This window comes from Ruegeria sp. BG7, assembly GCF_056535685.1.
Genome location: NZ_JBQFIU010000001.1, coordinates 61,165 through 74,030, shown reverse-complemented (window position 1 = coordinate 74,030; position 12,866 = coordinate 61,165). Strand labels below are relative to the sequence as shown.

The following is a 12,866-nucleotide window of genomic DNA, read 5'->3' as shown; positions in this document are numbered from 1 at the left end:
TGAGGAACACACGACGAGGGAAAGCCATGAGCGGCGAGAACGACCTGATTAAGCTGTATTCCGGGCGCATCCTGGCGCTGGCTGCGGATATTCCGCATCTTGACCGGCTGGAAAACCCGGATGCGACGGTAAAGAAACGCTCGCCGTTGTGCGGTTCGACTGTGACTGTGGATGTGAAGGTTGACGATGGTCGGGTCAGCGCCTTTGGTCAGGACGTAAAAGCCTGTGCCTTGGGCCAGGCATCGGCAGCAGTTGTCGGGGACGCGATCATTGGTGCAACGCGTGCTCAGGTTGAAGCCGCGCGCGATCAACTGACGCGCATGTTGAAAAAAGACGGCCCTGCCCCGGATGCACCGTTTGACGGGCTGGAAGTTCTGATGCCCGCACGCGACTACAAAAACCGACATGCGTCGATCCTGTTGGCGTTGGACGCCACAGCCGAGGCGCTGGCACAGGCCGAACAGGCGCATTGCGCGTGAACTTGGCAAACTAGGGTAAACCCGTTACCCCTCTGACCAGGTTTTAGGAGGGATGGGTTTGGACAATCTGCTTGAGCATTTTGTAACGCTTTGGGTCGTTATCGACCCGATCGGCACAATTCCCGTGTTTATCGCTGTTACCGCGGGCCTAAGCGCCGCAGCCCGGCGCAAGACCGCGTTACTGGCATCGTTGATCAGTGCCGGGGTTTTGTTGTTCTTCCTCGTTTTTGGGCAACTGCTTATCGAAGCGTTGGATATCGGCCTGAATTCCTTTCAGGTCGCGGGTGGCATCATCCTGTTCCTGTTTGCGCTGACCATGATCTTTGGTGAAAGCAAGCAGGACGTAGAACAACGTCAGGCGGAAGACGATCTGGAAGACAAATACCACAAGCAAAATCCGGCAATCTTCCCATTGGCGGTCCCGTCCTTGGCCTCACCCGGAGCGATGCTGGCTATTGTCATCCTGACAGACAATCACCGCTACAGCGCTGCCGATCAGGGGATCACCGCTTTGGTGATGCTTTCGGTGCTTTTGGTTGCGTTCTTTCTGATGCTTCTGGCAGAGCCGATCATCCGTTGGATCGGGCACTCGGGCGCGGCGATCATCAGCCGTATCATGGGGATGATCCTGGCCTCGGTTGCGGTCAACTCTGTTCTGTCCGCGCTGCTTGAGATTTTCAAAACCGGACAGCTGTAAAAAAAACCGCCGCACCTTCCGGGCGAAAGGGCGGCGGCAGGCATTGCGTGTCTCGCGTGGGGTCCGGTTCACCGCGCGGGGCCGAGGCATGGCCCCTCAAGGGGTTTGGGACAGGCAGGTCACCCTTGACTGAAATGGGGATGACAGCGCGGTTTTTTCGGCACGAGATCGCAGGCAGAAAGTCTTAAAAACCAACAGGCAGGTGCAACGTGACCATCAGGATCACGACCAGAGACATCACGCCAACCGCATCCTGCAGGATGGTCGATTGCGCGCGGCTGAAAGCGGTCTTGATCTGGGTCAGCATAGGGTCACCTCCGGTCAGAGTTTTAATCCTTTGTTGACCTTTTGTTCTCACATTTACCCGAGTCGGTAAAGAACTTTTTGAGAACATTTGTGAACTTTTCAGAACATCTAGTCTAACCTACTGAAATTAAACGGATTGCCTGATCCTGTTTCATCAGCCACAAAAGAACACGCGCGGCGCGGCCCCGTTCCGACGTCAGTTTAGGGTCCGCATTCAGCAAAGCCCGCGCATCCGACTGGGCGACAGCCATCAACCCGGCCTGACGTTCAAGATCAGCGATACGGAACTTAGGAAGGCCGGACTGCGCGGTCCCGATCAGATCCCCGGCCCCGCGCATCTCAAGATCGGTTTCGGAAATGCGGAACCCATCTTCGGTTTCGCGCAAAACCTCCAGCCGTTTGCGCCCACCTTCGCTGAGCGGCGGTTGGTACATCAGCAGGCAGGTCGAGTCTGCGTCGCCACGCCCCACACGCCCTCGCAATTGGTGTAACTGTGCAAGCCCGAAAATCTCGGCCCGTTCGATCACCATGATCGTTGCGTTGGGAACATTGACCCCAACTTCGATCACAGTTGTCGCCACCAGAACCTTGGTGTCACCGTTCTGAAAGGCGCTCATGGCAGCGTCTTTATCGGTGGGTGGCATCTGACCATGGACCAGCCCCACCACGCCTTCTCCCAGAATAGCGCGAAACCGTTTGAACCGATCTTCGGCGGCGGTCAGGTCCGAAACCTCGGATTCATCCACCAAAGGACAAACCCAGTAACATTGCCGCCCCTCTTCGATCGCGCGGCGCAGATGCGACACGACCTCGTCCATACGCTGCGTGCTGACAATCGCCGTTTTGATCGGTTTTCGCCCGGGCGGCTTTTCGTCCAGAACCGAGACATCCATGTCCCCGTATTGCGCCAACGCCAGGCTGCGCGGGATCGGTGTCGCCGTCATCACCAGAACATCCGCACCCTGCCCTTTTTCCGACAGTTCCATCCGTTGCCGAACGCCGAACCGGTGCTGTTCGTCCACAATAGCCAAGCGCAGAGCCTTGAACTCCACGTCATTTTGAAACACGGCATGAGTACCGACCAGAATCTGAATATTACCCTGTTCCAGCGCCTCAAGCTTGGCACGACGCTCGGTCCCCTTGTCACGTCCGGTGAGCAGTTCCAAAACCACCCCGGCCTCTTCGGCCAATGGGCGCAACCCTTCCAGATGTTGACGCGCGAGAATCTCAGTCGGGGCCATCATCACACCCTGCCCACCGGCTTCGACGGCGATCAGCAGTGCCATAAACGCCACCAGTGTCTTACCTGCACCAACGTCGCCCTGTAGCAAACGGTTCATGCGGGATTCAGATGCCATATCAGCCGCGATTTCATCAATCGCCCGGCTCTGAGCGCCGGTCGGGCGATACGGAAGGCTGGCCAGCACCTTGGATTGCAATCTTCCGGTCGCGAAGCTGACTATACCTCGGGATTTGCGCTCTCGTTGACGGGCCAATGCCAGGGTCAACTGATGTGCAAACAATTCGTCATACGCCAAACGCTGCCGCGCAGGTGCAAACGGGGCGACGTCATCCGCCCCCTGCGGATTGTGACCGGCGCGAATGGCTGAAGCCCAATCCGGCCAATTTTGTTGCGCCACCTGAGCGGGGTCGATCCACTCCTCAAGCTCAGGCGCCCGCGCCAACGCGCTGCGACTGGCCTTGAACGCCGTTTTCTGGGTCAGCCCTTGTGTCAGATGATAGACAGGTTCGAATTCCGGAATCTCTCCGGCCTGTTCGACCGGCAACATATGGTCCGGATGCACCATCTGGGCCATGCCGTCGAACAATTCCAACTTGCCTGAAATTACCCGGCGCGATCCCTGCGGAAGCAGCTTTTTCAAATAGTCTCCACGCGCATGAAAGAAGACCAGCTGGAAATCGGCCTGACTGTCTTCGACATGAACGCGATAAGCTCCTCCCTTGTTGCGCGACGGACGATGAGCGCCAACAGTCACCTCAACAGTCAATGTAGCCGGCAGATCAGCACCCTGAATCGTATCGCGCCTGCGCCGATCAACCACCGCATATGGCAACCCGAACAAAACATCGCGCGGGCTTTCTACGCCGGTCTGCGCCATAACCTGCGCGGTTTTGGGACCAACACCCTCAAGTGTTTCCAAACCCGCAAACAGCGGGAAAAGCTGTTCAGGCCGTCCGCTCATGCGCCTTCGATCAGCTGCAGCCAGCCATCCTCATCCAACGTTTCGATCCCAAGCTCCGCCGCTTTCTTCGCCTTCGACCCGGCTCCGGGGCCGGCAACCAGAATATCGGTTTTCTTACTGACAGAGCCAGAAACTTTTGCACCCAAAGCTTCGGCCCTGGCCTTGGCTTCGGCGCGCGTCATCTTTTCCAGCGTTCCTGTGAAAACAACCGTTTTGCCTGCGACCGGGCTGTCGGACGCAGGTGCATCGGGTGCGATAACGGTCAACTCCTGCCGCAGTGTATCAAACGCACGCCGCTCTTCCGCATTTGCAAACGCATCTGACAGAGACAGCCCAAGCGTTGCTCCGATCCCATCGATACCGATCAGATCGGACCATGCGGTATTGGCCTCTGCTGGTACGCGAGCTGCGACAATCGCTGCATCGCGCACTTCCTTAACGCGGGCACGACGACCTTCAGCCAGTGCTGCGGCCCGCTCGGCGTCTTCTGCCTCATCAGCTTGGCGTTGCGCCAAAGCCGCCGGGCGCGCAGCATCCAGCGCTTGTGCCATGGCATCCCACTCGCGGTAATATAACGCCAGATCACGCGCGCCAACCTCGCCCACATGGCGAATACCCAAAGCAAACAATAGCCGAGCAAACGGAATGGTTCGCTTTTCATCGATCGCTGCAAACAGGTTTCCGGCCGAGGTTTCCCCCCACCCGTCGCGGTTTTTCAGCCGGGCCAGATTCCCCTTGTCACGCTGTTCAAGCGTAAAGATTTCCGCAGGGGAATTAATCGACAGCACCGGATCATCGTAGAACATTTCGATCTGCTTTGCACCCAGGCCTTCGATGTCAAACGCCTTTCGCGACACGAAATGTTTGAGTTTTTCCACCGCTTGCGCCGGGCAGATCAAACCACCCGTACAGCGGCGCACCGCGTCACCTTCTTCGCGGATCGCCGCGCTGTGACATTCGGGGCAGAGCGTCGGGAAGGCAAAGGGCTGAGCATCAGAGGGGCGCTTCGTCAGATTTACGTCTGCCACTTTTGGGATCACGTCACCCGCGCGATAGACCTGCACCCAGTCGCCAACACGAATGTCTTTGCCGTCGCGGATCGTACCGCCTTTGGCATCACGCCCAGCGATATAATCTTCGTTATGCAGTGTGGCGTTGGATACCACGACCCCGCCCACAGTCACCGGATGCAACCGAGCCACAGGGCTGAGCGCACCCGTGCGACCGACCTGAATGTCGATTGCTTCCAACCTCGTCCAGGCCAGTTCAGCAGGAAACTTATGCGCAACGGCCCATCGCGGCGTGGTCGAGCGGAACCCCAAGCGCGCCTGAAAGGACAGATCGTTGACCTTATAGACAACCCCATCAATGTCGTAGCCCAAGGTAGAGCGTTGCGCTTCAATATCCCGATAATGCTCCAACATGTCTTGGGTTGTTGCGCACAGACGGGTCAAGTCATTCGTTGAAAACCCAAGCGACCTGAGCCGATCAATCGCTTCCATTTGCGTGCCCGCCAAAGGCTCAGACACTTCACCCCAGGCATAAGCAAAGAACTTCAGGGGACGGGATCGCGTGATTTCCGCATCCAATTGACGCAAAGATCCGGCCGCTGCGTTACGCGGGTTGGCAAATGGTTTACCGCCCCGCTCTGCTTGCCGGGCATTCAGTGCCTCAAAATCGGCATGAGACATATAGACCTCACCGCGGACCTCAAGAACTTCGGGCGCGTGGTCCAATTGCTGAGGAATACCTGAGACGGTGCGTGCATTTGCGGTCACGTTCTCGCCGACCTCACCGTCCCCTCGTGTGGCCGCCTGCACAAGCAGCCTTTTTTCATAGCGCAAGGACAGCGACAGACCGTCAATCTTTGGTTCAGCCGTGAAAGAAAGGGGTTCCTGCGCGCTCAGGCCAAGATACTTTCGAATGGATCTGTCGAAATCAGCCACGTCTTCGTCATCAAAGGCGTTGCCCAGCGACATCATTCGAACAGCATGCGTGACTTTCGAAAACCCGTCTGCCGCCTTAGAACCCACCTGCTCTGACGGGCTGTCATCGCGTTTAAGGTGAGGGAATCGTGCCTCAATTTCTGAGTTGCGGCGTTTCAGTGCATCGTATTCGGCATCCGAAATCTCGGGTGCATCTGCACCGTGATAGAGCGTGTTCGCCCGCAACAACACATCCGCCAGACGCGCCAGTTCGGCGCGTGCTTGGTCTTCGGTCAGATCAGAAATGGAGATTGAGTTGCTCATGGCCTCGCCCTGTCACGCGTTCTTGGACCTCAGTGATAGGGCGAGGTCATGGCCAGGTCCAGACGTGCTGAGCCGTGAGTGCAATGTGCTGCCCCGGACCGCCGACAGCACAGGTGGTTCAAATCAGAGGCCGACAGCCATCCGTGTTTCTTCCAAACTGTTGCTTTGCGGGTCGCGCAGCACATATCCACGCCCCCAGACGGTTTCGATATAATTCTCGCCGCCTGTTGCGTTGCTGAGCTTTTTGCGAAGTTTGCAAATAAACACATCAATGATCTTCAGCTCAGGTTCATCCATGCCGCCATAGAGGTGGTTCAGGAACATCTCTTTGGTGAGGGTCGTACCCTTACGCAAGCTGAGCAGTTCGAGCATTTGGTATTCCTTGCCGGTCAGGTGAACAGTTTTTCCATCCACTTCCACGGTTTTGGCATCCAGGTTTACCGCAACCCGACCGGTATGAATGATAGATTGCGAATGCCCTTTCGACCGGCGGATAATGGCATGAATACGCGCCACCAGCTCTTCGCGGTGGAAGGGTTTGGTCAGGTAATCATCTGCACCAAAACCAAAGCCTTTGATCTTGCTTTCGGTATCATCGGCCCCTGAAAGAATCAGGATCGGTGTTTCAACACGTGCGATGCGTAACTGACGCAGAACCTCGTGCCCGTTCATGTCCGGCAGGTTCAGATCCAGCAAAATCAGATCGTAATCATAGAGTTTCGCCAGATCGATGCCTTCTTCGCCAAGATCCGTAGCATAAACGTTCAGGTTTGCATGGGTCAGCATCAATTCGATGCTTTTAGACGTGGTCGGATCATCCTCGACAAGAAGTACGCGCATTTTTCACTGCTCCAATTCGGTCAACAATTCCAATTAAAATTAAACCTGAACAAGAATGGTTAATCTGACGTTACCGTTGAATCATTTTTCACACTCTCCCTTAGGTTGTCGATTTTTTTTAAAGCGGTGGCCTTCAACGCCTCGACACCATGTTCAGCGACAAGAGACACCCAGCTGTTGAACTCTTCATCACTGATCCCGTACTTTTTCTTGGCATCAGACAAGCCGATCAGGCCGTAAAGCACGCCACGCACAACCAAAATCTTGCGTGAGGCCACCCAGCGGCGCGTATTTGCAGGCGGCAGATCCGCGCGTGTCAAAACGGACCCATCGGGCAGTGTCACGGACCTTGGGCCCTCAACTTTGTGCAAAAACATCTTTCAACCCTTTTCTTCCTGCTCCGTTACTGACATCAGGCTACTTAAGACCGCATGAAACCGCCCCTTGAGAATGTGTAGAATTTTCTTATATTCCGGCGGTCTTCCTTAACCCGAAACGGAACTGATCATGGCCCTCGATACCGAGACCCCGCTGAACTCGCTTGGTTTTGCTAAACCGCCCTCGGAAACGCGGGTGGTTGTTGCGATGTCCGGTGGCGTCGACAGCTCGGTTGTGGCGGCCTATCTGGCGGATCAGGGGTATGACGTCGTTGGGGTTACGTTGCAGCTTTATGACCACGGAGCGGCTTTGGCCAAGAAAGGCGCGTGTTGCGCCGGGATCGATATCCACGACGCGCGCCGTGTGGCCGAGGAGCGTGGCTTTCCGCATTACGTCTTGGATTATGAGAACATCTTTAAAGACGCCGTGATCGACGAATTTGCTGACAGCTATCTGGCGGGCGCGACCCCTGTGCCCTGCATTCGCTGCAATGAACGGGTAAAATTCAAGGATCTGCTGGAGACTGCCAAAGATCTCGAGGCCGACTGCATGGCCACCGGTCACTATATCCAGCGCAAGATGGGCCCCAACGGGCCGGAACTGCACAGCGCAGAGGATGCGAACCGCGATCAGTCTTATTTCCTGTTCTCGACCACGCCGGAACAGTTGGACTTCCTGCGTTTTCCTCTGGGCCACTTGCCGTCCAAAGACGCGACGCGTGAAATGGCGGCGCAATACGGGTTGTCCGTTGCGGACAAGCCTGACAGCCAGGACATCTGTTTCGTACCCAATGGCAACTACGCCAGTGTCATCGAAAAGCTTCGCCCCGGTGCAGCGGAACCCGGCGAAATCGTACACGCCGATGGCCGCGTTCTAGCGCAGCACGACGGTGTGATCCATTACACCATCGGGCAACGGCGCGGCCTTGGCATCGGTGGCCTGAGCGAACCGCTTTACGTCGTCAAACTGGACGTCGACCAGAAACAGGTTGTTGTCGGCCCCAAAGAGATGCTGGCCACCCGCGTTGTACCGGTGCGCGAGATCAACTGGCTGGGCGATGAACCTTTTACCTCGCGCGATGAATGGCACCTGAAGGTCAAAGTTCGTTCAACCCGCCCGCCGCGTGAAGCCATCATTCGTCCGCTGTCCGACACATCAGCAGAAGTTGAACTGCTGACGCCGGAAGAAGGCATCTCTCCGGGTCAGGCTTGTGTGTTTTATGCAAGTGAAGGCAGCCGCATTTTTGGCGGCGGCTGGATCTGGCGCGGATACTAAGCCGATACAGGTTCGACCTCAGACTCGATCTGGATTTGCAGCGCATCGTTGAACCGGTTGAACGCTCCGCACAACGCGATGCGCCAGGTCAATTCAACGATCTGTGCATCGCTGAACCATTCTCGCAGGTCGGACACTTCGGCGTCCCGCATACGACCGGACCGTGTTGTCACGGCTTCGGCATAACGCACAACAGCTTTGTCACAGGCATCCAGCTCAGGATGATCCTCGACATCCGGGAGGCGCGCAGCCCCTTCCGAGCTAAGGCCCGCGACCGTTAGCAGCGGCGTATGATGGGAAACGCAGTAGTCGCAAGCATTCAGCTTTGACACCGTTACCATTGCCAATTCCAGTGCGCGGCGTGGCAGGTTCTGCTGTTCGCGCAACGTGGTCAGCATTCCGGTGACATGGTCCAGAACGGGCGGGCAATAGGCAGCCACGCGAGCCCAATTGTCGAACGGGCCATACGCGCCCAAAGCTTCACGGGACGCGCGTGCTTCTTCCGTCATCTCATGATCCAACAACGGGGGAATGCGGGTCATGGCTAAGCTCCTTTTTCGATCAAGATATCTCAGGCCCACGCCGCTGCAACAACCGGGCTGAGATCACTTATGCGCGACACGGGCGCGTCTTGAACCTGCTACACAATATCTGTGGGCGAGTTAAAGAGAATGTAAAGCCCAACGCAGACCATGATGTAAGGAGCGATCCGATCCAGACGTGCGACACGAGGGCCGAGGCTTTTGGCGCGGGGCGCCCCCCATGTCGCAACAGCGATCAGACCGGCGGCGGCCGCTACCGCACCAACCAGTGCTGCCACGCGATAGGAGGGCGCGGAGTCCGCAAGCAGAGGGGTCATAACCGCAAAACTGTCGATCGAGAGACTCAGGAAAAGCGTGACGACCGAGGTTACGGCACCTTTCGGTTCTGCCTCTTCCACTTCCTCTTCCCGAAATTGCTTCCAAATACCACGCAAGCCAAATGCCAATGGTACGATGCCCAGATACCCAATCCAGAAGGGCACACCGCTTTGGTTCAACCCCAACGCCACGGTCAAAGCCAGAGTCAGAACAAGTGTCTGTGCGACCGCAAAACCTAAAATGGCGCGGCGTTGCTCCATAACCAATATCAGGCCAAGCAAGACAGCCAGATTGTCGAGATTGGTGGACACCATCGCAATCCCGGCAGACACCGCGAACAGCGCATGATCAAGCATTGTGGACCTGCATTCTTTCCAATACAGCCCGTGCTGCCCGCAGACCGGGGGCTTCGCCACCTCGGCCCAATCGGTCCATGGTCAGGCTCATGGCAAGCTGCTGCGCATCCGGGGCGTTGATCACATTGTGCAAGGCGTGAGCGATCTTTTCGGGTCGGCAGTCATCCAGCAGACATTCAGGCACCGCGCGCGTATCTGACACCAGATTGACCAGCGTTACGGTGTCCAGTTTGACCATCCGTTCAGCCATCTTCTGTGTCAGCCAGTTAAGCTTGTAGGCAATGACCATCGGCGTGTTCTGCGCAGCAAGCTCAAGTGACACAGTCCCTGACGCCGCAAGCGCCAAACTGGCCGCGCCAAACGCGGAACGCTTGTTGGCCAGTGCTTGATCCGCGTCTTCGTGGCGTGGGTCCAGCACAACCGGGTCTCCGGGCCAGTCCGTGACCAAGTCTTTCACGAGGTCCGTTGTCGCACCAACTGTCGGGATCACCACGCGGTAGCCCGGATGGTCCTTGGCAAACAGCCGCAATGCGCCAGCAAAGGACTCCGCAAGCCGTTCGATCTCTCCCCGACGTGATCCGGGCAAAGCCAGAAGGATCGGCGCGTCTCCCAGATCAAAACGACTCCGAAATGCGGCGATCTCGTCCCGAGTGGCAACCGGTTCACTGGCCACCGGATGGCCGACAAAGTCGCACTCCATCCCTGCCCGTTCCATATACGGCGGCTCAAACGGCAGCAGCGCCAGCACATGGTCTATAACCTTGGCCATCTTGTCGGCCCGCCCCGGTCGCCAGGCCCACACACTTGGGGCGACGTAGTGAACCGTGCGGGTGTTGCTTGCGGCCTTTACGATCTTGGCCACACGCAGGCTGAAATCCGGGCTGTCGATGGTGATCAACACATCTGGGTTCGTGTCCAGAACGGCCTGCGCAGTCTCGGAGATCCTACGCTTGAGATGAAAGAACTTCGGCAGAACTTCGACAAGCCCCATGACCGACAGTTCAGACATAGGGAACTGGCTTGTGAGGCCCTGTGCCTCCATCAACGGGCCACCGACCCCGTCAAATTCCACATTTGGGACCAGAGTTTTCAAGCCTTCCATCAACGCGCCACCCAGCCGGTCGCCCGAAGGTTCTCCGGCGACCAGAAAGACGCGCATCAGGCTGCCCGCTCGCGGATGAAAAGGAACAGACCCAGTCGGTTACATTCTGCAATGACCTGCTCTTGCCTCAGGACAAGCACGCCGCCTTTTTCCAATACGATCCCGGTCAACCCGGCCGCGACCGCGTCTGTGACGGTATCGGGTCCGATGGCAGGTAGATCGGCGCGCCGGTCTTGATCGGGTTTGGGCCCTTTGAACAGTATGCCTCCACCCGTGTCTGGTCGTTGGGTCAAAGACTTCAGCATCCAGGCAGTGCCGAATATCCCTTCTATCGCAAGCGCCTGACCTTTAGAGACCGCACATGCCTGTCCGGTATCAGCAGCCCCCATTGCGCGCAGAATACCAGCCGCACGGTCTGCATCGGCCATGTCAGCCTCAGAGGGTTGCGCATCCGTCAGACAGCCCAAAGGCGGAAGCAAACCGGGCGCAATGTCATGTGCGGCGCGCATTTGCAGCCCAGCATCCTCAAGGATTCCGATGACCGCACGCAACGCGCTATCATCCCCGGACATGATCGCCTTTTGGATCACCGGAACCAACGGCAGGGTCGCTGCGTCAATGCGGCTTGGGTTGATGGGCGGGCGCTGAACTGCACCAGCCAGACAAATCTGCGTCACGCCCCGCGCCTTGAGATCGGCAATGAAGCTGCCCAGCTGCTCCAGCGGGAATTCTATGTCCACGGTCAGATCGTCAGGTGGAAACCCTTCCATTGCGCAGATCAAAGGTCGGTCGGCGAGCTGAGCCACAACTTCGGTTGGCAATGCCCCTGTTCCCGCAATCAACGCCAGCATGGGTTTATTTCCCTGGTGTCAGGAATGAGCGATCACTGTGGCCGGTGACAAAATCAACGATCCGTTGCACGTAATCACTTTCATTGCCTTCGCCGATCCGGCTGGCGCGGTCCATGAAGGTACCATCGCCCTCGGACAGTTCCTTGAAGGCCGCGCGCAATGCCGAGATATCCTCGCGCGAAACACCCTGGCGTTTCAGACCTACAAGGTTCAAGCCGTCCAGCTCACCACGTGAGGCCTGCACCAGACCGTAGGGAATAACGTCTTTGGGCACCATGGTCAGCGCCCCGATGATCGCGCCACGCCCGACGCGCACCCATTGATGCAATCCCGAGATGCCGCCGACGATCACATCGTCTTCCACGATACAGTGACCGGCTGCTCCTGCATGATTGACCATGATGACCCGGTTGCCGATCTGCACGTCGTGCGCCACGTGAACGCCCGCCATAAACAAGCAATCGTCGCCAATCCGCGTCACACCGCCGCCACCGTCGGTACCGGTGTTGATCGTCACATGTTCCCTGATCCGGTTACGTTGACCAATTTCCAGACGGGTGTTTTCGCCACCAAACTTCAGGTCCTGAGGAATTTCACCAATCACCGAGAAATTGAAGATAACAGTATCTTCACCAATCGAAGTGTCACCGGTCACGACCACATGGGATTTCAGTTCAACCCGATCCGCAAGTTTGACCTGCGCACCCACATAGCAAAATGGACCGATCGAGCAGTCCTGCCCGATCTGCGCGCCCTCTTCGATAATTGCGCTGGGATGGATTCCGCTCATGTCGTTTTTTCCATGTCCCAATCTACATAGGCCGAAAATTCGGCCTCGGCCGCCACTTCGCCCTCAACAGTGGCCCGGCCGCTGAACTTGAACAGCTTGCCGCCCTTTTTGCCGCGCACGGTTTCAACATGCATCTGGAGAACGTCACCGGGTACAACCTTGCGACGGAACTTGCACTTGTCGATGCTCATGAAATAGATCAGCAGCTCGGTGTCGATGACGTCCATGCCAACACCCAGCATTACACCTGCGGTCTGGGCCATGGCCTCAACAATTGTGACGCCCGGCATGATCGGTGTGCCTGGGAAATGCCCCTGAAAGTGCGGCTCGTTCATGGTCACGTTCTTGATGCCGCGCGCCGACTGATAGCCCGAGATGTCCACGACCTTGTCGACCAGCAAAAACGGATAGCGGTGCGGCAAGATCCTTTGGATCAGCTGAATGTCGGCGCTTTTGGTTTCCGTGGTCATTGATCAGGT

General features: G+C 57.2%; 14 protein-coding genes. 3 read left to right on the top strand and 11 right to left on the bottom strand.

What is annotated here, in order from left to right; genetic code table 11:
* The first annotated feature begins 26 nt into the window (after nucleotides 1-26).
* Nucleotides 27-479 (top strand): iron-sulfur cluster assembly scaffold protein, encoded by a 453-nt coding sequence (locus tag ACR3EH_RS00395; protein WP_171183275.1) that lies wholly within the window; start codon nucleotides 27-29, stop codon nucleotides 477-479.
* A gap of 58 nt (nucleotides 480-537) precedes the next feature.
* A complete protein-coding gene (locus ACR3EH_RS00390) occupies nucleotides 538-1,176 on the top strand; it encodes a MarC family protein (protein ID WP_216600394.1) in 639 nt (212 codons plus the stop codon).
* Between the two features lie 184 nt (nucleotides 1,177-1,360).
* On the opposite strand, the gene ACR3EH_RS00385 is transcribed toward ACR3EH_RS00390, so the two are convergent.
* The 5 genes from ACR3EH_RS00385 to ACR3EH_RS00365 form a co-directional block, all read right to left on the bottom strand.
* Nucleotides 1,361-1,483, bottom strand: a complete 123-nt coding sequence (locus ACR3EH_RS00385; protein ID WP_256368419.1) for a hypothetical protein — start codon at nucleotides 1,481-1,483, stop codon at nucleotides 1,361-1,363.
* Between the two features lie 112 nt (nucleotides 1,484-1,595).
* The gene (recG, locus tag ACR3EH_RS00380) at nucleotides 1,596-3,686 is read right to left on the bottom strand and encodes an ATP-dependent DNA helicase RecG (protein WP_171183279.1); all 2,091 of its coding nucleotides are present in this window, start codon (nucleotides 3,684-3,686) and stop codon (nucleotides 1,596-1,598) included.
* Nucleotides 3,683-5,935: an NAD-dependent DNA ligase LigA gene (gene ligA / locus ACR3EH_RS00375; RefSeq protein WP_171675569.1), complete on the bottom strand. Its 2,253-nt coding sequence runs from the start codon at nucleotides 5,933-5,935 to the stop codon at nucleotides 3,683-3,685. The genes recG and ligA overlap by 4 nt, the downstream gene beginning before the upstream one ends.
* A gap of 123 nt (nucleotides 5,936-6,058) precedes the next feature.
* Nucleotides 6,059-6,775 (bottom strand): response regulator transcription factor CtrA, encoded by a 717-nt coding sequence (gene ctrA / locus ACR3EH_RS00370; protein WP_171183282.1) that lies wholly within the window; start codon nucleotides 6,773-6,775, stop codon nucleotides 6,059-6,061.
* A gap of 59 nt (nucleotides 6,776-6,834) precedes the next feature.
* Entirely contained in the window at nucleotides 6,835-7,095 is a 261-nt protein-coding gene (locus ACR3EH_RS00365) for a DUF1153 domain-containing protein (protein WP_253762020.1), read from the bottom strand.
* 187 nt (nucleotides 7,096-7,282) lie between these two features.
* Here ACR3EH_RS00365 and mnmA point away from each other — a divergent pair, with 187 nt between their 5' ends.
* Nucleotides 7,283-8,428: a tRNA 2-thiouridine(34) synthase MnmA gene (mnmA, locus tag ACR3EH_RS00360; RefSeq protein WP_171183286.1), complete on the top strand. Its 1,146-nt coding sequence runs from the start codon at nucleotides 7,283-7,285 to the stop codon at nucleotides 8,426-8,428.
* Here the strand turns inward: mnmA and ACR3EH_RS00355 are convergent.
* The 6 genes from ACR3EH_RS00355 to fabZ form a co-directional block, all read right to left on the bottom strand.
* Nucleotides 8,425-8,970 carry a carboxymuconolactone decarboxylase family protein gene (locus ACR3EH_RS00355; RefSeq protein ID WP_171183288.1) on the bottom strand — a complete coding sequence of 182 codons (546 nt, stop codon included), beginning with the start codon at nucleotides 8,968-8,970 and terminating at the stop codon, nucleotides 8,425-8,427. The two genes, mnmA and ACR3EH_RS00355, sit on opposite strands and share 4 nt — an antisense overlap.
* A 98-nt stretch (nucleotides 8,971-9,068) precedes the next feature.
* Complete coding sequence (locus ACR3EH_RS00350; protein WP_171183290.1) at nucleotides 9,069-9,644, bottom strand: hypothetical protein; 576 nt, start codon at nucleotides 9,642-9,644, stop codon at nucleotides 9,069-9,071.
* The gene (gene lpxB / locus ACR3EH_RS00345; protein WP_171183291.1) at nucleotides 9,637-10,803 is read right to left on the bottom strand and encodes a lipid-A-disaccharide synthase; all 1,167 of its coding nucleotides are present in this window, start codon (nucleotides 10,801-10,803) and stop codon (nucleotides 9,637-9,639) included. Before lpxB ends, ACR3EH_RS00350 begins: the two co-directional genes overlap by 8 nt.
* Complete coding sequence (locus ACR3EH_RS00340; protein WP_171183293.1) at nucleotides 10,803-11,597, bottom strand: LpxI family protein; 795 nt, start codon at nucleotides 11,595-11,597, stop codon at nucleotides 10,803-10,805. Before ACR3EH_RS00340 ends, lpxB begins: the two co-directional genes overlap by 1 nt.
* Before the next feature lie 4 nt (nucleotides 11,598-11,601).
* On the bottom strand, nucleotides 11,602-12,387 hold the full coding sequence (gene lpxA / locus ACR3EH_RS00335; protein ID WP_171183294.1) for an acyl-ACP--UDP-N-acetylglucosamine O-acyltransferase: 786 nt from the start codon (nucleotides 12,385-12,387) through the stop codon (nucleotides 11,602-11,604).
* A complete protein-coding gene (gene fabZ / locus ACR3EH_RS00330) occupies nucleotides 12,384-12,857 on the bottom strand; it encodes a 3-hydroxyacyl-ACP dehydratase FabZ (protein WP_171183296.1) in 474 nt (157 codons plus the stop codon). The genes lpxA and fabZ overlap by 4 nt, the downstream gene beginning before the upstream one ends.
* Nucleotides 12,858-12,866 lie beyond the last annotated feature (9 nt).

Excerpts from the sequence above, each read along its gene's own strand:
- ACR3EH_RS00395 (WP_171183275.1), top strand. The coding sequence starts at position 27 with ATGAGCGGCGAGAACGACCTGATTAAGCTGTATTCCGGGCGCATCCTG.
- ACR3EH_RS00385 (WP_256368419.1), bottom strand. The coding sequence starts at position 1,483 with ATGCTGACCCAGATCAAGACCGCTTTCAGCCGCGCGCAATCGACCATC.
- recG (WP_171183279.1), bottom strand. The coding sequence starts at position 3,686 with ATGAGCGGACGGCCTGAACAGCTTTTCCCGCTGTTTGCGGGTTTGGAA.
- ligA (WP_171675569.1), bottom strand. The coding sequence starts at position 5,935 with ATGAGCAACTCAATCTCCATTTCTGATCTGACCGAAGACCAAGCACGC.
- ctrA (WP_171183282.1), bottom strand. The coding sequence starts at position 6,775 with ATGCGCGTACTTCTTGTCGAGGATGATCCGACCACGTCTAAAAGCATC.
- mnmA (WP_171183286.1), top strand. The coding sequence starts at position 7,283 with ATGGCCCTCGATACCGAGACCCCGCTGAACTCGCTTGGTTTTGCTAAA.
- ACR3EH_RS00355 (WP_171183288.1), bottom strand. The coding sequence starts at position 8,970 with ATGACCCGCATTCCCCCGTTGTTGGATCATGAGATGACGGAAGAAGCA.
- ACR3EH_RS00350 (WP_171183290.1), bottom strand. The coding sequence starts at position 9,644 with ATGCTTGATCATGCGCTGTTCGCGGTGTCTGCCGGGATTGCGATGGTG.
- lpxB (WP_171183291.1), bottom strand. The coding sequence starts at position 10,803 with ATGCGCGTCTTTCTGGTCGCCGGAGAACCTTCGGGCGACCGGCTGGGT.
- ACR3EH_RS00340 (WP_171183293.1), bottom strand. The coding sequence starts at position 11,597 with ATGCTGGCGTTGATTGCGGGAACAGGGGCATTGCCAACCGAAGTTGTG.
- lpxA (WP_171183294.1), bottom strand. The coding sequence starts at position 12,387 with ATGAGCGGAATCCATCCCAGCGCAATTATCGAAGAGGGCGCGCAGATC.
- fabZ (WP_171183296.1), bottom strand. The coding sequence starts at position 12,857 with ATGACCACGGAAACCAAAAGCGCCGACATTCAGCTGATCCAAAGGATC.